The organism is Lysinibacillus sp. NPDC097195, from assembly GCF_044762075.1.
Classification (GTDB): Bacteria; Bacillota; Bacilli; order Bacillales_A; family Planococcaceae; genus Lysinibacillus.
In genome coordinates, this window is sequence record NZ_JBIWDP010000001.1 from 1,347,673 (window position 1) to 1,369,852 (window position 22,180).

The following is a 22,180-nucleotide window of genomic DNA, read 5'->3' on the forward strand; positions in this document are numbered from 1 at the left end:
CACTCCATCTTACGCATTTCGCATAATTATTGTTTCAATTGTATTAGCTACGGTTTGGCAGCAATCTGCAATATCTTCAAATTGTTCGTAAATATCTTTGAAGACAATAATGCGCATTGGATCTTTTTCTTGAATAAATAACTGTTTCATGGAAGAACGGAAAATTTCATCACATTCACGCTCATAGTCTTTGATTTGAATGGCATGTTTACGCATTTCAACAAGCTTTTTACTATTTAATAGCTCCATCGCTTGTACCATTTCATCCGTACTTTTTGCAATGTAAGTAAGGAATTGGCGCATTGGCTCGGTCACTTCCGTTAAGTTATACATATTAAAGTGAGCAATACAGCCTTCCATACCATCGATAACATCATCTAATTTATTAGCAAGTGCTAAAATATCTTCACGTTCAATCGGTGTCATAAATGACTTATTAAGCATAACGATTAACTCATGAATTAATTTATCACCGCTAGTTTCATACTGTTTCATTGTATCGGTAATTTCTTTCAAAGCATCAATATTATCTTGAATACGCGCGTTATGTGCGTAGTAAATGCCTTCTTTCACATTTTGAGAGATTTTTAATAATGCTTGAAAAAATGGATCTTGCTTACTTGAGTTGAACATGGTGTTCCTCCTGTTGATTAAATATTGTCGATTGCTGCAACTATCATAACAAAACCTTTACATAATTCTACATAACTTTAAAGATAAATAAATTGAATTTACAATAATGTAATATAAATTTCGTCACAATTCTTCCTAACACCCTTTAACAAGTTACAAACGTTGGAAATCTTCTATTAAAAACACGTTTTTTGCTGTGAAATGTAACATTTTTTCTTTTATTTTTATAAAAATACTTGAAAAAATATTTTTCTTTTATTTTTACAATGTAAAGGAATTGTAAACGGCATTTTCACAAAAAAATAAGGAAACACCATTGTTATTTTTAGCCATTCACAGTACGCTTACATCAAAGCAATAATATAATAGGATGTGGTTCACCTTATGGATTTAAATTTACTTTCACTAGCAACATTATTAGTACTTGGCTTTATCGCATCCTTTTTGAATGCCATTGTCGGTGGCGGAGGGTTGATTTCATTACCTGCTTTAATGGCGGTTGGCCTACCACCAAGTACAGCCATTGCCACAAACAAGCTTGCCAATACGATTAGTAACGGAACGAGTATGCTCACATTTTTAAGAGCAGGTAAAGTAGACTTTAAACAAATCGGGAAAATTTTACCCTTTATTTTTATTGGCTCATTAATTGGTGCTTACACCGTACATCTTGTGTCGCCATCTATTTTAAAACCACTTATGCTTGTTATGCTCGTACTAGTAGCAACTTATACCCTATTAAAAAAAGATTGGGGACAAAATGCTACAGAGCGCATTTTAAGTGCTGGCAAAAAGCTTGGCTTCCTTTGTGCTTTTGCTGCAATTGGCTTTTACGATGGATTTTTTGGCCCAGGAACAGGCTCTTTTTTCATTTTCATATTATTGATGATGGGCAATGACTTTTTACAAGCCGCAGGCAATGCCAAAGCCTTTAATTTCACATCGAATTTAGCTGCTCTTAGTATGTTTTTAGTATTAGGACAAGTTAATTTTCTGTACGGTTTACCGATGGGCTTCGTAATGATTTTTGGGGCAATTTTAGGTTCTAAATTTGCCTTAACACGTGGTACAAATTTAATGCGTATGATATTTATTGTGATGACTTGTGTATTGATAGTGAAAAATGCATGGGATTATTTCGGTTCACATTAAATAAAAAGACAGCGATTGTTTTCGTTGTCTTTTTATTTGTTAGAATTTTCAATCAATTGACATTAGTTGTTAGCGTGCTATAATACTTTTATGCTTCAACGCATCGAAGCGCAAAAGTATTTGTTAGGAGGATTCATATGTTTCGCATTGAAGCAAAAAGTAACCCTCGATTTATTGAGGCTTGTTTCATTACACTTTTAATTATTGCCACAATGGCAGTTAGTATTGGCTATTTACAGGCAACACCCCATATTCCAATTATCCTTGTTATTTCAATTTTAATTGCATATGGTTTACTAAAAAAAGTCCCCTTCCGCGAACTAGAATCTGGGATGATTGCTGGAGCTAGTGCCGGTTTAGGCGCAGTCTTTATTTTCTTCTTTATTGGTATATTAATTTCTAGTTGGATTATGGGTGGTACGATTCCTACACTCATTTATTATGGCTTTTTAACTGTTTCACCTAGCTTTTTCTTTGCCATCGTTTTTCTTATTTGTAGCATTGTTGGTATCTCTGTTGGTAGTTCATTAACAACTGTTGCTACAGTTGGCGTTGCCTTTACGGGAATCGCCGGTGCAATGGATATTTCATTAGCCATCACTGCAGGTGCAATTGTGTCTGGTGCCTTTTTTGGCGATAAAATGTCACCCCTATCCGATACAACGAATCTAGCATCTGGAACAGTAGGTGTAGATCTTTTTGAGCATATTAAGAATATGGGGTGGACAACAATCCCTGCCTTTATAATCTCATTTGTCTTGTACGCCGTATTATCACCAACTGACACCAATACATCTTTTGAAACAGTTGAACAATTTAAAACAGGATTACTTTCTACAGGTCTTATTCATTGGTATACATTGCTACCAATCGTCGTACTTGTTATTATGACACTTTATAAAGCACCCGCACTTATTACTCTTGCAGTTGTTTCCATTGTCGGGGTTGGGCTTGCTTACGTCCAAGAACCACTTGCCCTTTCCCATGTATTTGACATGCTTTTTAATGGCTATGTGTCCAATACAGGTAATAAGGATGTAGATGCACTGCTTACGCGCGGCGGCTTGAATAGTATGCTCTTTACGATAGCGCTTGTATTACTTGCTTTAACAATGGGCGGACTACTATTTACGCTCGGAATTATCCAAAGTATTTTAGCAAAAATTGAAAGCTTATTTACGAGTGCAGGTTCCGTAATTACAGGTGCCGCGCTTACAGGTATTGGCGTCAACACATTAATCGGCGAACAATATTTATCTATTTTACTTACGGGAGAAGCATTTAAAGCACAGTTTGCAAAAGTTGGACTGGCACCCAAAAATTTATCCCGTGTAATGGAGGATGCTGGTACTGTTGTTAATCCTCTCGTTCCTTGGAGCGTGTGTGGTATTTTTATTGCTAGTGTCCTAGATATCCCTACGACTACTTATTTACCATTTACCTTCTTCTGTTTACTTGGCCCCATCTTAACGATTGCTTTTGGTTGGAGTGGTAAGACGTTAACAAAACTTGAAAAATAAACTGTACTTTATTGAATCTACTAGCATACTACGTATATTGTGATGCTAGTAGATTCTTTTTTATTTTTATCATTCCAAATTGGAATCAAAACAACCATTTTATTGCATTTTCGTTCTATCAAGTCCTTTGTTATGCTAAAAACAAAGGAGAGGATTACTCATGACAACTCAATGGAATGCCAGTCTTTACGATCAAAAGCACGACTTTGTATCAAAATTCGGAGCAAACTTAGTGGACTTACTTGCACCGCTACAACAGGAGCAGATTTTAGATGTAGGCTGTGGCACAGGCGATCTAGCAAATGAAATAGCTAGTACTGGCGCTAGAGTAACGGGAATTGATGCATCACATGAAATGATTCTTAGTGCACAACAAAAATATCCACAGCTTGCGTTCAATACACAAGATGCCGCTACTATGGATTACACCAATCAATTTGACGCGGTCTTTTCCAATGCCGCTCTTCATTGGATGAAACAACAAGAGCAAGTGATTGCCAATATTTATCGTGCACTCAAACAACATGGACGTTTTGTCGCAGAAATGGGTGGACAAGGAAATATCGCTTCCATCGTTGAAGCACTTCGAAATAGTATGGAAGAGCTTCAGTTACCCTATAAGGAGCAAGATTTCCCTTGGTTTTTCCCTGCAGCTGAAGAATATCAAGCAATGCTCGAAAAAGCGGGCTTCACCGTGCAAATGTTGACGCTATATGAACGTCCGACCCCTCTTCAAGGTGAAGATGGTTTACGTAATTGGTTAGTGATGTTTTCCAACAACATCCTCCAGCATTTAAGTGACCATGACAAGGAGCTAGTATATGCGAAATGTGAAGAACTGTTAAAACCAACCAATTATCAAAATAAACAATGGATTGCTGATTATTGGCGTTTACGTTTTGTGGCGACGAAATAGCTAAACGAGTTAGGACATAACACTCCCGTCATTAATCGCCAGGAAATGTCCATGTATCGCCATTAAATTAGGTGTAATCGCCACAAAATGTTCTGCAATCGCCACAAAACGTTTAGCAAGTTCCACCGTAGCCCACCAAAACGTTCATAGCAAAAAAGTGTTAGATTGATCGTAATCAATCTAACACTTTTGCGTTTCAATCTTATGTACGGGGCCATAACATGACGATAACCCCTATGATACAAATGCCTGCACCCATTACATCTAACATATCTGGCTTTTGTTTATCTACTCCCCAGCCCCATAATACGGACAGCACAATAAAGACCCCTCCGTACGCTGCATAGACTCTACCGAATGTCGGGAATGATTGAAACGTTGCTACGACACCATATAATGCTAATGCCACACCGCCTAAAATACCCCAATAAAAGGGTTTCCCTTCCCTTAGCCAAAGCCAGATTAGATAGCCTCCGCCAATTTCACCAATACCTGCTATGATAAATAAAATAGTTGCGTAAACCATTACTTCATATTCTCCCTATATTTTTTTAGTACTTTTTTAATAAAAACAGGCCACCCTGTTATGATGCCCAATATGTAATTGTATCTGTTAGGCCAATCATTATTAATACTACACCCGCAATGATTTGTATAACTCTTGCCATTTTCATGCTTGATTTCATAATGATACGTTTTGCATCAAACAAATAAAAAAGTGTCAGCATCACCATTAAGGGCAAGGACATTGCAACGCCAAAAATTGCTGGCAAAATAAACCCATATGGCGTTGTAACGACTGTAGGCATAAGCCAAACGAAAAATAACACAAACATAGTTGGGCAAAAGGCAATGGCAAAACAAGACCCCATTATAAATGAACCAAGTTTTCCTTCTTTTAATACAGGTGGAATATGTGTGGAAAGTTGATGCAACCATGTTAATTTTAAAATGTTCAATAGGACAAGACCCGTCAACAACATCATGGGCCCAATTGCTTTTCGAAAAATAGGAAAGTAACTCGTCATGGTCGTTTCAAATGATTGTCCAAATAGCCAAGCACCTAAACCAATACAACTAAAGACAACGACTTTACCCATGATAAAAAATAATACTTCGCCGATATTATCTTTCATTTGAATCGTTCGATTACCATAGAACGTAATGGCACTCAAATTACCAGTTAATTGACATGGGGCGAGCGCTCCAACTAATCCTAGTAGCAATGCGATAATAAGTGGAGAATGTTCGTAGGAATTTAAAAATAAAGTGATTGGTCCACTGACGATTTGACTAATATCTGATATGAATCGATACACACGCTCACCTGCTTATCACCTGTTTTTATATATGGCATCGCAATTCGCCAAAAATGCTTCGATATCTGCCGTTACATATTTACTTAAAAAATAAGTGTTTGACACAATATGTGAAAACTCGTTTACCGAATAGCTATGAAGCGATTGCTCATGATAGGCAGATTCAATCACACTTTTCGGTAAAAAGGCAATGCCCAAACCATGCCTGACAAAATTCTTTATCGCTTCTGTTTGATTTAACTGCATGCTCTTATAGCTTGGTAAGTGCTGCAGCACACGCTGTACTTCTTGCCAATATGGCGCATATTCATGGGTTAAAATTGTTTCTTGCTGTAAAAGCTTCATTGGATCTATACATTTTTTGCCCATTGGTACGATGAGTTGAAGTGGCTCTTTAGCTAGTATTTTCGTATGCACATCACGTGTTGACTTAAGTTTCGATAATCCAATATCAACAGCTCCTGCATAAACCGCTTCTCCGATTTCATTGGATTTTAGCAGTTCAATTGAAAGTTGAATGGCGGGTTTTTGATGTTGAAAATTTTCAATAATAGCCGGTAGTGTTGAATTGGCAATTTGAGGCGCTACCCCAATCGTTAATTGTGATGTAAAGCCTCTTTTCAAAGATTGTGTACTTTGTAATGCTTTATCAACGGTCGCCACTACGATTTCAGCTTGCCGTAAAAAGTGCGCGCCTAGATGATTTAATTTTACATGTTTGGCATGCCGTTCAAAAAGAGAAGTTTGTAATTCTTTCTCAAGATGTTGGATGTGTTTAGAAACCGTCGATTGTGTAATAAAGCGCCTTTCTGCCGTCTCACGAAAATTCTCTGTTTTTGCTGCAATGATAAACGTACGTAACCATTCTGTTTCCATAGACTACGCCTCTTTTATTTTTTATTTATGCTATCGAAATGTATTGGATCATAATAGATCTCTCGCCTACTCCATTATGCTCTATGTGTTTAGAAAATACTTTAATGCTTCTATTTGGTGTTTTGCTTGTTCATAGCCCATATCGTAATTTTTACGCATTTGCTCTGGATTTTTCTCAAAGCTATTCAGTGCTTGTGTTGGGCGAAAAATAAATGCTTGTCCTTGAGCCTCTAGCTTTTCGCAATACTCTAGTGAGGCATTATAATGTTCTGCACGCTTTTGCATACTTTTTACTAGATTTGGATAGCGTTTTGCTAACAGTTTCATCGCCCACTTACTTTGCCGATCTAGTTGTTTACGATAACCTTTAGGTCTTGTCAGCACAAGGACATGCTTGTGAAAGCCTTGTTCGACACCATGAAGTATTGGAATGGGCTCCGCTAAACCACCATCGTAATAGGGCGTATTATTCAGTTTTATTTCAGGGAATAGGATAGGGATGGCACATGTTGCACGCAACATCATGCAGTGGCGATCCATTTCCCGAGCATCCATATATTCTACTTGCCCAGTCGCTGCATTCGTTACGCCAAAAAGTAATGTCCCTTCATATTGCTTGTATGTATCCCAGTCAAAAATATCTAGCTCATTGGGAATCACATTATAGGCAAAATCTAAGCCAAATAAGCTCTTTTCCTTTAAAAAGTTTTTCCATCCCATATAACGTTTATCATGGCGATAATCCATTAGTACTCGTAAGGAACGCTCCTTTTGCTGTGACACATAGGAACAGGCATTAATGGCACCTGCTGAAATAGCGACAACATAAGGCATCATAATATCATGCTCTAAAAAAGCATCCAGTACACCGGATGTAAATAGTGTACGAAACGTCCCGCCTTCTAATATTAAACTTGAATCCTCCACATTTACTTGTAACATGCGATCACTCTTTCCCTCTATCGTTCCTTTTAGTTTACCGCAATTAGCGTAGACTTTCTTATTTATTTTCGAAGATTATTTCGCGCCCTTGCAATTATTATTCTAAAGGTTCTGCTAAGTTTTTCGGGGATTTCACTTGCTATATAAGCTACCTTCCCCGCGCTTACTGCATTTAACGACTACATAAAAAGACTATAGACAATCTCGCTACTAATCGAGTTTGTCTATAGTCTATGAAGGACCTATTGAAAGGTAACTCCTTTGTTAAGCCATTTTGCCAACAACTTTTACTTTTAATCTTGTGGCGTTTTCTGGATGATAAGCAAGTGGTGTTTCTTCCACTTCCACTAATTCAATTGTCTCTTCAAGCGCGCCTGCTAAAACCGCTTGCTTGACTGCTTTATGTTGCGCATCTTTTAACGATTCTTCACGCGGTTCTTTTGCATAAATATAAATCTGTTCATATTGTCCACTAATTTGAGCAATGGAGGCACCAATCGCATTGGCAACACTACCATGTTCATTTTTAATAATGTTAGCAACTCCTCGCAATGTTTCAGGCACAATGACACCGCCCCCGCCGACTAACACGAGTTGTACATCTTCTGATGAAGTTTTCATTTTATCAATGGCATGCTCCAGTAACGATGCCATGACATTTTGCACTTCTTTAGCAAATGCTTCATCAAGATGGGCTACTAAACGGCGGTCTCCTACATCTGCAAGGCCTAAACGAACTGCAATATCTGTTGCTGTTAGTGTGTCACCGCCAAAAACAAGTGCCTCTTGACTAATTTTATAGCCAACACTATCTGGTCCTACGGTAATCTTGCCATCGTTGACACGAACAATACTACCTCCACCTAAACCAACTGAAATAATATCAGGCATTCTAAAGTTTGTACGAATATCACCGACTTCTACAGCGACAGACGATTCTCTTGGAAATCCATCTTGCAGGACGCCAATATCAGAAGTTGTGCCGCCAACATCCAATACCATCGTATTTTTAATTTGTGATAAATAAGAAGCACCACGAATACTGTTTGTCGGTCCGCACGCAATTGTTAAAATTGGGAATTGTTTTGCATAATCAATGGACATCAACGTACCATCGTTTTGACATAAATACACTTCTACATTACTAATTCCCTCTGCTTGCAATGCATGCACAAAACCTTGTGTCGTTGTTTCAATTACCTTACAAAGCGCCGCATTTAAAATGGTTGCATTTTCACGTTCAATTAAGCCAACTGACCCAATCAATGAAGAACAAGAAATAGGAAACTCTTCTCCATACACTTGCTGGATGATATCACGGACTTTCAATTCTTGATCATTTTTAATAGAAGAAAAGACACCTACTACCGCGATCGATTCTACTTGTTGACGCCAGCCCTCTAATAGCAAGCGAATTTCATCTTCGTCAAGCTGACTTAAAACTTGTCCATCATATTCATAACCGCCATGCACTAGCGCATAATTGCCTGATAGGTTGTCAACCATATCTTGCGGCCAAGCCGTATAAGGCAATACCGATGCCGTTGCAGGATAACCAAGACGAATAACGCCGACTTTCGCTAGTTTTTTACGCTCTACAATAGCGTTCGTACATTGTGTTGTGCCTAACATCGCATGACTAATTTGTGATTTATCAATTGCTAAATCTTGCAATAAATTGCGTAAAGATGTTTCAATCCCTGTTTTAATATCTAAGCTTGTTGGTGATTTCACACTATGAATCAACTGATTATTGTTATCTAATAGAATGGCGTCTGTATTTGTGCCCCCTACATCAATTCCAATTTTATACATGTTTTGTTACCCCCTTTTTGACGATCTCTTCAATTGGCTCATAGTCATAATCATAGCCAAAATATTTTGGACCTGCTGTTTCAATCCCTTTTGCCGTACGCCATTTGTCATTAGCAGGCAAGCCGATTACGCGCACACGTTTACCGTATTTCAAACTTTCTGTTGTAACTGGTAGTAATGTTTCATAGTCTACTAAACAAATTAAATCCGGCGTCATGGCAATGACTTGGTCATTTTTTTCAGCAATGAGATTTTCGTTTTGGAAATGCACCTTCATTTGTTGTTCTTTATTCATATCAATGCCTTCAAGGTTCATTTTGCCTAGGTTAAAGCCACCTTTAGTTTCTCGTATAACATCGACAATTTTCCCTTGGAATAATTCAAAGCCTGATACAAGATTTAATAATTCTTGCAGCTTATCATTTACTTCTTTATTTTTGGACGCAATAATTTCACCGATTTTTTCAGAAAGGGTAATGATGTGATGCACACCACTTTTCTTCATTTGTGCACCAGTTGTAGGATATAAGCTCACTAAAGCACTTGCACCCATTTCGACTGTCGCTGTACGCGCTAAACGTTCTGTCCATTTATTATCGATTGTTTCAAAAATACCAATATTGCCTTTTTCATCGGTAATGGCCATCGGCGTTGCTGAAATTCCATCCAAATGGAAAGTCACCATTTGTAATTCTGGAAAGGCACGCCCCATACCATCACAATCAATTAGTGGTAATCCCAATTGTGCAGCTACGACAATCGGAATCATAGAGTTGACCCCACCGGCTTCCATTGGGTACGTCCCGGCAATTTTGTCTTTTCCTAAGTACTGTGCAAGCTTTTGGAAAACCTTCACAAATTCATCGCCACGTGGAAACTTCTCGACTAAAACAGAAGGCGCCCCCATCATTGCAGCAGGTATAAAAAAGTCCTCGTCTGCAATTTCCTCTACAGAATACAATTGTACTGGCCCATTTTTTTCAATAGCAGATAACGCCATAAGCTTACCAATGTATGGATCTCCTCCGCCACCAGTACCTAAAAATGCTGCGCCAATTGCAATATTTTCAATGGCTTCTTTATCTAAATATCTCATCAGTTTTCCTCCAATAGTATTGATTTTTGTACTGTGATACGATGTCCTACATAATAAATAACGAATGAAATAACGATTCCTATTAATGGCTGATTCGGTATTTGAGGTAATGCTGGGAAAATGGAACAAACAACTGGAGCACAAGCAATAACTGCACCCGCCAGCCATGCAAAAACACCTAAGCGATTTACGCCCTCTACCTCATGCCAACTATTTTTATTACCTTTATTCAACACCCAATAGGATGCAATCATCACACCTGCTACAGGTGGAATCATCGCTGATAATACCGACATAATCGGTGTAAAGTAATTAAGAATACCTACAACAGCTAATATTGTGCCAACTGTGCCAGCAATACCAATTGCTAGTTTTTCTTTTTCCTTTGAAACGTTAAAGACATTAATTAAGGCAATCCCTCCGGAAATGGCATTGACCAAATTGGTTTTCCATGTCGCTAAAATTAACGCCACGCCGCCAATAAATGGTGTGGCTATATTTAAAAAGACCGCTGTAATATCACTTGTTTGATAAGCAATTGTTAATACAGCGCCAACGCCAATCATTAAAATACCAGCTGGGATAATACCAAAAGTTGCCGCTTTCACTACATCCTCACGTTTTTTCGAAAATTGCGAATAGTCACCCGCTATTACGGCTCCTAAAGCAAATGAACCAATTGTAACGGCTAAGCCATCCATAAAACTCATCGTTTGTTGTGGTTTGTAGTCTAAGATAATTTGCAGATGGTCTCCCGTTAATGTTTGGACTAAGCCAATTGCACAAATGATAACTAATAATGGCACTGCAATATAACTTAATACACGTAGCACTTTCATGCCATAAATTGCTGAAATGACCATTACCAATCCACTTAGAAAAGAAGCGAATGGTGTAGGGATATTGATATGAAAATGTGCTAATAAATTCACTACCGCTACCCCACAAACATTGGCTTGAATACCAAACCAACCTAAGCAGGCAATCGCTAAAATAATGGATAATATTGTACGTGACCCTTTTTTACCAAATACTTGTCCCGCAATATGGACGGTTGGCTTTCCTAAATCACTGCTTTGCATACCTTGCAAAACCATAATGATGACTACAATTGTATAACCAACTAATGCTACGGCAAGTGCCATCGGTAAAGTCATACTTGAAATGAGTGTGTTCCCTACTAGTAAGCTCGGTATACAAATCATCGCGCCAGCCCAAATAATACCTAAACTATACCAGGACTGCTCGTTGCTATCGTTTCTCATAAAATGCCTCCTTCTATTACCTTGTTTCTTGAATGAATCTAATTATAAGAGAAACGGTGAAGGTACGTCTTTTTCATAAATAAAAAAAAGAATCTGAAATTTTGTCAATTTGAACAAAATTTCAGACTCTTTTAATCATTTATTAAGCGGTAAAGCATACAAGCCATATAGACATCGTAAAACTCCGAGTAAATTGTGACATCATTACCAATCAATTCACTTATTTTTTTAATGCGATATTTAACTGTATTTTTATGAATAAACAAAATCTTGCTACAGTCTTCAAAATTTCCATTAGCATCTAAGAGAAATGTCATTAAAGTTCTTAATGATTCTTTATCGTCTAATATAGGTTCAATGACTGATAAGTATTCTTCAATCATTTCTTCCCCTTGTTTACTTAAATCTATCGCTCTTTTCATCGATCTTATTTCCGCTGCTGTATACAATTTGCGCAATGGAAATATAGCATGCACCTTTTGTCCAACAACATTGACTAGCTGATACATTTGTCTTACAGCTTTCGTATTTTTCATTTTCGGCGAATAAATGATTTCCTCTATATAGCCGTTGTAATTTGTCGTTTGTATAAATTCACTTGCAATTTCAAATTCATTATATTTATATAAACAATTACCTACCAGCACAATGATGCTATGATCAATGCATTGAATTACCCTTGTTTTGTAATATTTTGAAAGCTGTTCATCCAATTCATCGCGAATACTTTTTTCTTTTGTTAAATCATTAATGGTCACTAACCACATCATTTGTACAGCTGAGACATCGATATGAAGCACCTTTGCCAAACGTCGCATTTTATCACTTTCATCATTAATGATTGCTTTGACTAACGCATACTCGCTAACATCATCATGTTTGTCACCCCAAAGATTGATGGCCATTTGTACTACTTCGCTAATTTTTTCAATCGTTCTTGCTGGCAATTTTGTATTCTCTTTAATAAGAAATAAATACAGTAGCTCACCATTTTTTTGTTGCACACTTTTATATTCAATCACACCAGCGATTTCATTATGGAAGAGCTTTAAATCACCTTTATGTCGGACCAAATTTCGTGAGAATGCCATGATAATTTTCGCTACATCTAAGGAAGAGTTTCTAGGCCACATCACTTGGTTCACAATTTCAAAGTTCGTATTGGTTAAGACTATATTTGCTTTCAACCGATCAGCTAACATTTTCAGCGTAATTTCTACACTTCTTAAATGCTCTGGCAGCAACGACACTTTTTCTAATGTTTCCTTTACGAAGTGGTCATTAACCGTTTGGTTACGTATGATGGTTTCCATCACTTCATAAATGACCTCATTATATCTTAGAGAATAATCATTTTTAGGCATGCAAATAATAAGAAAATCTAACTCTTCAGCTAGTTGCAGAACCTCTCTAGGAATTTCCGGTAAAACAATACCAACATAATATAAGATTAAACCTAATTCACCTAGGTCATGTAAATATTGAATGGTTTCACATTGTTTTACAACACCATTTCGAATCGAATAAAAAGAACTAATGACGAGTTCTTCAGCATACCACTCTTCTTGCACTGTTTGGACGATTTTCGAACAAAAATCTCCATCTGAAACTTCTAAAACAGATAAAGAGGAAACCGTTCGATTAAGATTATTGTAACCTGTTAATACTTCCGCTCCTCTAAATGATGGTAATTGCAGCAAATCATTTACTGTTACCCCCATATTTCTTCACCACTACTTCGTTAAAAATTTGTACACTATTAAACTATATTGGCATCTTTACTGAAGGTACCTTAAGGAAAAGGGTATCACATTCGACATAATGTTTCAAAAATAGACATTTTTCATGATGTTCACATAATACTCTATTTTGACACAATTATATGCGTTCCTAAAAACTACATTGGCAACTTTTAAAGAACATTCATTAACAGTTATTTTATGGTAATATTATAATAAAATTTAGTAAGCACATAGGGAGAATGACAATGGTAGAAGTAAAAAATAGCCGTAGAAACATGCAAGCAGATTGCCAAAACTGTTTTGGCTTATGCTGTACCGCATTAAATATTGTCGCATCAAGTGATTTTGCAATGAATAAACCTGCCGGTGTGCCGTGTGCAAACTTACAATCTAACTTTGGCTGTCAAATACATCATACTCTAAGAAACAAAGGATTTAAGGGATGTACCGTTTATGATTGCTTAGGGGCAGGTCAATGGGTATCGCAAATAACCTTTAGTGGACAAGATTGGCGAAGTAAACCTGAAATAGCTGCTAATATGTTTCAAGTATTTCCAATAATGGAGCAATTATTTGAAATGATTGCCTTCATAAATGAAGCTATTAGCTATGACCTATCACAGCCTTTTTCCGAACAATTACTTGAACAATTAGAGAAAATGCAAAACTTCATTAAGCTAGATGTGGAGGGATTGTTAGCTTTACATATTCCTTCCATTCGCCAACCGATAAATGACTTACTATTAAAGACAAGTGAACAAATTCGTAAGCAGTTTAATATGGGTAATAAGAATACACGCAACACTAATTGTCGAGGAGCAGACTGGACTGGCAAGAATTTAAAGGGCAAAGATTTAACTGCAACAGATTTAAGAGGTGCTTATTTAATCGCAACTAATCTACAAAATGCGGATTTAAGAGCAGCAGATTTTATAGGGGCAGATTTACGAGATGCCAATGTATGTGGGGCAAATCTTTCGACTGCGATGTTTTTAACACAAATGCAAATCAATTCAGCCATTGGCGACGATCAAACAAAACTACCATTTTATTTAAGCATGCCACCACATTGGCACAATAAAAAAGAGACAGATTAGAAGAATTCTACTCTTCATTCTGTCCCTTTTCGTTATTTCGCTTGTTTCTTTTTATAAAAAATCGTCGCTATCACTAGCACAAGTAAAATGGCTTGCCCAATAATGGTTTCAATAGTTGGATAGAAGCCGATAAAGCTAATAACTGGCAAACCATCAACAATTGTCGTTGGCACGCTATCTCGAAGCTGTAATGTATGCAAGCTGACACCAATAATTTTAAATGCCAATACATAAATTAACACCGTTGCCACAGCAAAAAGCTTATGAATAGCAATTTTGCCACTCGCTTTAAACAATACAATGGCTATTACTGCTAAAATAACAAGCGCTAGGAGAATACCGAGGATAAATTGGGATGTCGCCATTTTTGGTGCAATTCCTGCATAGAACACAAGTGTTTCTGCCCCTTCACGGAACACTGATAAGAAGCTGACAGACGCCATCGCAAAAACCGAACCACTGGAAATGGCGTTACTCATTTGTTTTGAAATATAACGGTTCCAACTTGCGACACTCGATTTGCTATGAAGCCAAATGCCGACGCCAATCATCATCGCCGCAGCAACAAGCCCTACATATCCTTCCATCATTTCACGGTTTGCATCCACTGTTGCTGAATTAAAAATTGTAGACATAAAAACAGCAGCTACCGCTGATAAAGCTATCCCTGCAAATGCCCCTACATAAATCCATTTGCGTAACGATTTTTGGCCTGATTTATTTAAAAAGGACACTAATGCCAAAATAATAAGTAATGCCTCTAAGCCTTCACGTAATAAAATTAATGCTGAGTCCCAAATCGTATAATCTGAATTGCCTTGAATTAATGCAATTTCAGTTCGGAAGTGCTCAAGCTTACTTTTAATGGCTTTGCTATCGACCTGAGATTTTAATAAGTCACTAACTAAAATCGGCATATCACTTTCAATTTTCGTATATAGACTACCATTGCGTGTTGAAATTTCGATTTCTACGCTCGGCCAAATCGTAATGAATTCGCGGACTTTATCGGATGCCGCTTTGTAATCACCTTTTTCAATTAACTCATTGGCCTCATCAATATAAGCAATTAAAGAAGCTAAAGAATATTCTCCCTCTACAACTTGTGCTGTATCTTTACCTGCAACAAAATTATCAATTGTTTTCTTTAATTCTGCATATTGGGATTGCATCAAAGCTACATCGGGCTCTTCTGAAGAAATGGTTATACGTAAAAAGGCCATTTGTGTTTCAATTTGTCCATACATTGCAATACTTTGTTCACGAACGGGTCTTTCATTTTTATTCCATTTTATATTAAAATCTTTGTACGCAGCGTCTATTGTCGAAATATCTCCACTCGCTAATGCTTGTTCAAACGTTGCCATAATTGGCTTCATTTTTGAACCAAAGTCAGCACGTTGCTGCTTTTGATCTACTGGGTTTTCAAGCTTTTCCAATGCACGTAAAGCATTCGATAAGGCGGACAATGCCGTAAGTCGCTCTTCTTTTGACGAAGCATTTACAGCTTGGTCGAGTATTTGATCGACCTCTTTTTTGGCTTCGGTTTGCTCTGATGAAACAGTGGACCAGTCAGTAGCAAATTGTTGTAAGGCACGTTCTGCATCTGCTTCCTTGTCTTGCTTTGTATTCATCAGCGCATCACTAATGGAAATATATAAGTGACTATATGATTCGGCTGCTTGCACGGGTAAAGCAAGGGTCACGAACAAGCAGACAATGATGCTACAGCGCGTTAAAAAGTGCTTCACCTAAATAACTCCCCTTTTGTACGCCAGGGAAGCAAGCAAACACTGCACTGCCTCGATGGGTAATATATTCATTCAACTTATCCATTCGACCTAAACTGTTTTGAACAGTAATAAATTGTGCTGGATCTTTTTGGAAAGAGATAAAAATAAGCCCTGCATCGTGAGCCCCTGTATTGGACATCACTCCAGATGCGTAAGAGTAGGAACGTCGTAAAATCCGCGCACCTGATTTACGTGCTAAATGGACATGTGATGTATCAGGCATCACATACTCACCTTTGCTATCTTTCGCTTCTACATCAAAATCATCAAATTCCTTCGTTTTACCAAGTGGGGCACCACTATCACGATAACGACCAAACGTCGCTTCTTGGTCTTTTAAAGACGTACGATCCCAAGTTTCAAGATGCATTTGCACTTTGCGAGCAACTAAGTAGGAACCACCTTTTAGCCAGCCTTTATCTATCCATACAACTTTATTTAAATCTTGTTCATCCGTAATGGTAGGATTGACTGTACCATCTTTAAATGCAAATAAATTGCGCGGTGTTCCCCCTTGTGCTGGGAATGAATTAAAGCCAGCTTGTGACCATTTAATTTCTACTTTTCCAGAAGCCGCACGCACTAAATTACGAACAGCATGGAACGCCACTTGCGGATCATCAGCACATGCTTGAATACAAAGATCACCACCTGTATATTCCTTTTGCAACTGATCTTTTGGAAAATGTGGTAGTTCGGCTAATTCAGCAGGTTTTAAATGGGCCATACCAAGCTTATCAAATAAAGAAGGACCGACACCTACAGTAATCGATAAATTGGAAGCATTTAATCCTTCTGCTTCTCCTGTATCGCCAGTCGGTACTCTTGTATTAGTAGTTAAATCTACCATTAATTCACCATTCATTAAGCGGACCATAAGAGGAGTCCATTCTTGAAATAGCGCTTGTAGCTCTGCTTTCGATGTCACTAAAACCGTTAAAGAAGCAAAATAAATATTTTTTTGAACAGGTGTACAAATACCAGACTGATGTTTGCCATAAAAATTCACTTTGTTCTTTGCAGTTGTGCTATCTGCGACAGGCTCGAACACATCATAGCCCATCGCTTTCATAACGCCTCCAAAGCCAGAAGCACCAATAGCAATACCAGCTACACCCATGCCTGTTAGCTTTAGCATCTCACGACGCGATATTTTTTTATCAATCCATTTATCTTCATTTGACGCTGTCATTCATTATCACTCCAAAATAATGCCCATTTGACTTAATGGTTCACCTAACTGGTTCACCGCAGTTGCAAGTGCCTTCGTATTGTCTTCTGTTAATTCTTCGTAAGATATATAGCCCCCATCAGCTGTTGCATGCTGTGCTAATAAATCATCTACTGCTTTGAATTTTTCATCCAATGTAGCAACTAATTCTTGATCTTTCGCTTCTAATTTTGTACGAAGTATTTCAAAGATTTTTTCTGCCCCTTCAATATTCGCTTTGAAATCGTAAAGATCTGTATGGGAGTAGATTTCTTCTTCACCCGTTATTTTTGATGTGGAAACTTCATTTAATAAGTCCACCGCTCCTGTAATCATTAAATCAGGCGTTACTTCAACTGTTTGCACGAGTGCATGTAATTCTTTTGCGTCTGCTAGTAGCTGGTCTGCCACCGCCTCATAGCCAGCAGTTGTATTTTCTACCCAGAGTGCATGTTCAAGCTTATGGTAGCCAGTCCACTCCTCTTTGCCTTTCCCTTCTTCTTCGATATCGGCTAAACGACCGTCAATTCGTGGATCAAGGTCACCGAAGCTTTCGGCAATTGGTTCAGAACGCTCAAAATACATACGTGCTGGTGCATAGGCTGCCTTTGCACCTTCTATATCACCTGCTTTAAACAGGTTCACAAATTTTTCTGTACTTAGCAAGAATTGATCCATTTGTTCTAATGCAAATTGTTGATAGGCTGCTAGTTCACTAGTTAAATCTACAGCTGGCGTTTGAGCTGTTTGCTCTGTTGCTGGTTTGTCCTCTTTTTTCACTTCATCTGCATTGCCGCAGCCTGCCATAAGAATGCCACCTGCTACTAATACTGACAATAATGATTTGTTTTTCATGCTAAATACCTACTTCCCGAATTAGTTTCTAACGTGAATGATAATCATTATCACATTCGATTGCAAGAAGTATTTTTAAAATAAGAAAAAAACGTCATTTTGCAGTTGAATTTTCTAAACAACAAGCAAAAAAAACGTTTTTTCTACAATATAATGATTCTAATCTACTAAATATTGATTTGTTTCATCTTTTCATTTTTTCCATATAAGAAATAATAAAGTATGATTGATAGGAAAATAACGGCAACCATCGCTAAAAAGATAGCACTATATCCCATCGTCGGTACAAAAAAGCCTAACAAATAAGGTCCTATGCCTAGCCCTAAATCATATAAAATGAAATACGTTGACGTTGCTAGCCCTAATCGTTCGTTTGGTGTAACTTTAATAGCTATTGCTTGTGCGACTGAGTTGAAATTGCCGTAACCTATACCAATTAAAGCCCCAGCTATTAAAAATACAACAGTACTTGTGGCAGCACTAAATGCATACATGCCAATGGCAAATAATACAAGACAAGGATAAATAATAATATTAGCACCTCTTGCATCAAGCAATTTCCCCGTAAATGGACGACTAGCTAAAATAACAAGTGCATAGACGATAAAGAAATAACTACCTGCCGTTACTAAATTAAGCTCTTTTGCATAGAACGTCATAAATGACATGACACCTGAATATGCAAAGCCAATAACCAGTGCTACAAAAGCAATCGGTAAAGCACGCATTTCGATAAAGTTGCTTAGCTTTAAGCCAGCCTTGTCAGCACCTTTATTCGCATTTTTCGGTGCATCTGGAACTTTCACAATAAAATACATCATAAAGCAAATAATAGCTAATACTGAATCGACCGCAAAAATCATGCGATAGTCTTCAAATAATTGTGTTAATAATATGCCGATAAAGGGCCCAACTGCCGTTGCTAAAATAGCACTTAAGCTGTAATAGCCAATCCCTTCACCGCGACGCGCTGGTGGTAAAATTTGAGCAATAATAGTACCCGTTGCCGTACTTGCTATACCAAGCCCAATACCTTGGATTAAACGATTAAGTATTAAAAGTGGTAAATTTAAGGCAATAAAATACGACATCGTCGCTAACATAAATAGTAATAAACCACAAAATAATGTTTTTTTACTGCCCCAATCACCGATAATACGCCCTGTACCAAGACGGCCAAATAACGTACCGATAATAAAAATACTTGATACGAGCCCTGCTGTACTTGTTGAAGCGTTAAAATTTTCTACTGCATATCCAGCTATTGTTACCATTAATAAATAAAAAATTAACGTAATTGTAAAATTGATTAGTGATACGATTAAAAAGTCTTTGGTCCATAATTTCTGTCTAGATACTTCCACTTGTTTCCTCTCCTACTGCTGAATGTTTTTACTTATGTTTGCTAAAACCCGAGAAGCAATTTCAATATCTTGCTTTGAAACACCAGCTAACGCTTTTTCTAATAATGGTTTTATATGCTCTTGAATTTCTTCCACAATTTTTTCGCCATTTGGCGTTAATCGGACAACTTTTGCTCGTTTATCTTTCCCAGTTACCGTCTCGACATAACCAAGATCTACTAGCTTTTGCACAAGCCTGGTGACACTAGGCTTTTCAATTGACATAAAGTTTGCAATTTCAACGAGTGAATGCGGCCCTTTATCAGTTAAAAAACGTAACACAGCCCACTGAGAACTATATAGTTGATATGGTTCCAATTGCTTGTTAAGTTGATTCGTAAACGGTCGGTACATTAAACGAAATTCATTAAAAAATTGCTGTTCAATCGTCAAATTAATCACCCCTAAATTAGTTACCCTAGCTAACTATATATCAAATAACACCATTTGTCTAGATAGCTGCTTGCTAGTTACAGTTTGGTTTGCCTATTTTGTTTCAACAAAAAAAACAACTGAACAGCGCAAGCCATTCAGTCGTTTTTCCGTAATAAATATAAAAAATAGGGTGCACCGATACATGCTACAACAATACCTGCGGGCACAGTGGCACTAGAAATGACCACACGTCCAATGGTATCCGCCAACATTAATAAACTTGCACCGATACATAATGTGATTGGTAAAAAGAATTGGTAACGTGGACCTACAAGCTGCTTTGCAATATGCGGTGCCATTAAGCCAATAAAGGCAATACCACCCGTTACAGACACAGCGGCAGCAGCAAGGGCAACCGCCACCAGTAATAATTGCAAACGTTCTTTTGCGATATTCATACCTAATCCAATGGCTGTTTGCTCAGTCATAGCTAGTACATTTAAGACATTAGCTTTATACAAAATAAAGGGTATGCAAATTACTAGCCACGGCACTAATGCCCATAGGAAAGGCCAATCTGTTCCCCATACACTCCCAGCAAGCCATTGTGCAATAAACTGCACATCTGAGCGTTCCGCTGAGGAAATAAGCAACATCATGACGCCCGATAATGCCGCTGCTACACCTACCCCAATTAAAATAAGTTGCACAGGTTGCACGCCTTGATTGCGCTTATAAGAAAAAAAGTAAATACAAAGTGCCGTTAATACCGCACTCAAAAACCCTACAACTGGTAATATATAGGTAAAGTGTGGTAAATCACCGTTTACACATAAATAAAAGACCGTAATCCCCACACCAGCACCTGCATTGATGCCGATAATGCCAGGATCCGCTAAATCATTTCGTGTAACCCCTTGTAAGACTGCCCCTGCTAATGCTAAAGCCATACCCGCCGCTGCGAGCACAAATAGTCTTGGCAAACGGACAGAAAACAAAACAAAGGACTCTTTAAAGCTACCATCCCCAAACAAGATAGGTAGTATACGATCAATGGACACAGAAGCTGCGCCTAGCGAAATGCCCATAATAAAAATAAGCAATGTAAGCACGATCCATACGGTAAGCCAAGTTCGTTGTTTTTTTTGTGCAACTTTAAGCAAATTGGCGACCTCCCTTCCGTACAAGTAAGAGGAAGAACGGCAGGCCGATAATTGAAATAATGGCCACTACAGGCGTTTCATAAGGTGCATTGACGATGCGAGCAAGTAAATCGGCAGCGACCATTAATAAGCCACCGATCAGTGCACTCATCGGTAAAACAAAACGATAATCTGTCCCAACTAAGGCACGGACAATATGCGGTACCATTAGGCCAACAAATGCTAAATTACCTACGAGCGCAACCGCAGAGCCCGCAAGTATAACAACAACGAACATCATTATCACTTTAATCACCGTTGTGTTCTGACCTAAACCGACAGCTACCTCTTCATTTAAACTTAAAATTGTCAGCTGACGACTGAATATAAACGCAATGACTAAACCGAAAACAATCACAGGCACAATCATTAATGCTTGCCATGTTGTACCTACTAAACCACCGCTTGTCCACATCGATACATCTTTTGCAATTTTAAATAATATGCCCGTACCATCAGCCACTGCTTGTAAAAGAGCCGATACAGCTGCACCAGCTAACACAAGCTTTAATGGCGAAAAACCACCTTTTGTGGATGCACCGATACTATAAACAATAATCATCCCTATACCCGCTCCGATAAAACATGCAAAAATCAACATATAAAACGAAGATTTCGGGAGGAATGCCGACATTATTGCTAGAGCGGCATTGGCACCTGCTGTTAAACCAAGAAGCCCAGGGTCTGCTAAAGGGTTCCTTGTAACCCCTTGCATAATGGCCCCTGCTACTGCCAGTGCACTGCCAACAAAAATTGCTGCAATAATACGAGGAAATCGTATTTCGCGCAAAATTGCATAATGCTTACCGCCTTCTTGGCCTATTATTGCTTGATAGACATCTTGTAAACTTGTATTCGCAGCGCCAATACAAAGCGAGAGTGCTACTATGACTGCTAAAACGAGCAGTGATAGTAACACTTGAAGCCAAAACGGGAAATGCCGAAACTTTGTCATTTGCCTTCGCTACT

Annotated in this window: 20 protein-coding genes; 4 read left to right on the forward strand and 16 right to left on the reverse strand. The window is 38.0% G+C overall.

From position 1 onward, the window contains the following. Window positions 1-9: 9 nt before the first annotated feature. Window positions 10-633: a DUF47 domain-containing protein gene (locus tag ACIQXI_RS06965; RefSeq protein ID WP_402922900.1), complete on the reverse strand. Its 624-nt coding sequence runs from the start codon at window positions 631-633 to the stop codon at window positions 10-12. Window positions 634-1,017: 384 nt separating this feature from the next. On the opposite strand from ACIQXI_RS06965, the gene ACIQXI_RS06970 reads away from it, so the two are divergent. From ACIQXI_RS06970 to ACIQXI_RS06980, 3 genes are all read left to right on the forward strand, one after another. Beyond that, entirely contained in the window at window positions 1,018-1,785 is a 768-nt protein-coding gene (locus tag ACIQXI_RS06970) for a sulfite exporter TauE/SafE family protein (RefSeq protein ID WP_402922902.1), read from the forward strand. A 137-nt stretch (window positions 1,786-1,922) separates the two neighbouring features. Continuing rightward, window positions 1,923-3,305, forward strand: a complete 1,383-nt coding sequence (gene nhaC / locus ACIQXI_RS06975; protein WP_402922903.1) for a Na+/H+ antiporter NhaC — start codon at window positions 1,923-1,925, stop codon at window positions 3,303-3,305. Window positions 3,306-3,465: 160 nt separating this feature from the next. Then, entirely contained in the window at window positions 3,466-4,221 is a 756-nt protein-coding gene (locus tag ACIQXI_RS06980; protein ID WP_402922905.1) for a class I SAM-dependent methyltransferase, read from the forward strand. 202 nt (window positions 4,222-4,423) lie between these two features. Here ACIQXI_RS06980 and ACIQXI_RS06985 read toward each other — a convergent pair whose 3' ends face one another. The 8 genes from ACIQXI_RS06985 to ACIQXI_RS07020 all read right to left on the reverse strand — a co-directional run bounded on the left by ACIQXI_RS06985 (window position 4,424) and on the right by ACIQXI_RS07020 (window position 13,255). Next, on the reverse strand, window positions 4,424-4,747 hold the full coding sequence (locus tag ACIQXI_RS06985; RefSeq protein ID WP_402922907.1) for a YnfA family protein: 324 nt from the start codon (window positions 4,745-4,747) through the stop codon (window positions 4,424-4,426). A 58-nt stretch (window positions 4,748-4,805) separates the two neighbouring features. Beyond that, window positions 4,806-5,540 (reverse strand): urease accessory protein UreH domain-containing protein, encoded by a 735-nt coding sequence (locus ACIQXI_RS06990; RefSeq protein ID WP_402922908.1) that lies wholly within the window; start codon window positions 5,538-5,540, stop codon window positions 4,806-4,808. A 15-nt stretch (window positions 5,541-5,555) separates the two neighbouring features. After that, entirely contained in the window at window positions 5,556-6,416 is an 861-nt protein-coding gene (locus ACIQXI_RS06995; RefSeq protein WP_402922910.1) for a LysR family transcriptional regulator, read from the reverse strand. An 81-nt stretch (window positions 6,417-6,497) separates the two neighbouring features. Beyond that, window positions 6,498-7,358 carry a patatin-like phospholipase family protein gene (locus tag ACIQXI_RS07000; protein WP_402922912.1) on the reverse strand — a complete coding sequence of 287 codons (861 nt, stop codon included), beginning with the start codon at window positions 7,356-7,358 and terminating at the stop codon, window positions 6,498-6,500. A 264-nt stretch (window positions 7,359-7,622) separates the two neighbouring features. Further along, window positions 7,623-9,173: a hydantoinase/oxoprolinase N-terminal domain-containing protein gene (locus ACIQXI_RS07005; RefSeq protein ID WP_402922914.1), complete on the reverse strand. Its 1,551-nt coding sequence runs from the start codon at window positions 9,171-9,173 to the stop codon at window positions 7,623-7,625. After that, on the reverse strand, window positions 9,166-10,269 hold the full coding sequence (locus ACIQXI_RS07010; RefSeq protein WP_402922916.1) for an S-methyl thiohydantoin desulfurase family protein: 1,104 nt from the start codon (window positions 10,267-10,269) through the stop codon (window positions 9,166-9,168). The genes ACIQXI_RS07005 and ACIQXI_RS07010 overlap by 8 nt, the downstream gene beginning before the upstream one ends. Continuing rightward, window positions 10,269-11,534 (reverse strand): cytosine permease, encoded by a 1,266-nt coding sequence (locus ACIQXI_RS07015; RefSeq protein ID WP_402922918.1) that lies wholly within the window; start codon window positions 11,532-11,534, stop codon window positions 10,269-10,271. The genes ACIQXI_RS07010 and ACIQXI_RS07015 overlap by 1 nt, the downstream gene beginning before the upstream one ends. Window positions 11,535-11,665: 131 nt before the next feature. Beyond that, a complete protein-coding gene (locus ACIQXI_RS07020) occupies window positions 11,666-13,255 on the reverse strand; it encodes a PucR family transcriptional regulator (protein ID WP_402922920.1) in 1,590 nt (529 codons plus the stop codon). A gap of 266 nt (window positions 13,256-13,521) precedes the next feature. Between ACIQXI_RS07020 and ACIQXI_RS07025 the strand changes: the two genes are divergently transcribed. Beyond that, entirely contained in the window at window positions 13,522-14,373 is an 852-nt protein-coding gene (locus tag ACIQXI_RS07025; protein ID WP_402922921.1) for a pentapeptide repeat-containing protein, read from the forward strand. 32 nt (window positions 14,374-14,405) lie between these two features. Here the strand turns inward: ACIQXI_RS07025 and ACIQXI_RS07030 are convergent, their stop codons facing one another. The 7 genes from ACIQXI_RS07030 to ACIQXI_RS07060 form a co-directional block, all read right to left on the reverse strand. After that, the gene (locus ACIQXI_RS07030; protein WP_402922923.1) at window positions 14,406-16,124 is read right to left on the reverse strand and encodes an FTR1 family iron permease; all 1,719 of its coding nucleotides are present in this window, start codon (window positions 16,122-16,124) and stop codon (window positions 14,406-14,408) included. Continuing rightward, window positions 16,099-17,358 (reverse strand): iron uptake transporter deferrochelatase/peroxidase subunit, encoded by a 1,260-nt coding sequence (efeB, locus tag ACIQXI_RS07035; RefSeq protein ID WP_402922925.1) that lies wholly within the window; start codon window positions 17,356-17,358, stop codon window positions 16,099-16,101. Before efeB ends, ACIQXI_RS07030 begins: the two co-directional genes overlap by 26 nt. A gap of 6 nt (window positions 17,359-17,364) precedes the next feature. After that, window positions 17,365-18,231: an iron uptake system protein EfeO gene (gene efeO / locus ACIQXI_RS07040; RefSeq protein WP_402922927.1), complete on the reverse strand. Its 867-nt coding sequence runs from the start codon at window positions 18,229-18,231 to the stop codon at window positions 17,365-17,367. A 167-nt stretch (window positions 18,232-18,398) separates the two neighbouring features. Beyond that, complete coding sequence (locus ACIQXI_RS07045; protein WP_402922929.1) at window positions 18,399-19,595, reverse strand: MFS transporter; 1,197 nt, start codon at window positions 19,593-19,595, stop codon at window positions 18,399-18,401. Between the two features lie 12 nt (window positions 19,596-19,607). Continuing rightward, on the reverse strand, window positions 19,608-20,027 hold the full coding sequence (locus tag ACIQXI_RS07050; protein ID WP_402922931.1) for a MarR family winged helix-turn-helix transcriptional regulator: 420 nt from the start codon (window positions 20,025-20,027) through the stop codon (window positions 19,608-19,610). A 137-nt stretch (window positions 20,028-20,164) separates the two neighbouring features. Then, complete coding sequence (locus ACIQXI_RS07055) at window positions 20,165-21,172, reverse strand: FecCD family ABC transporter permease (RefSeq protein ID WP_402922932.1); 1,008 nt, start codon at window positions 21,170-21,172, stop codon at window positions 20,165-20,167. After that, entirely contained in the window at window positions 21,165-22,166 is a 1,002-nt protein-coding gene (locus tag ACIQXI_RS07060) for a FecCD family ABC transporter permease (RefSeq protein ID WP_402922934.1), read from the reverse strand. The genes ACIQXI_RS07055 and ACIQXI_RS07060 overlap by 8 nt, the downstream gene beginning before the upstream one ends. Between the last annotated feature and the right edge of the window lie 14 nt (window positions 22,167-22,180).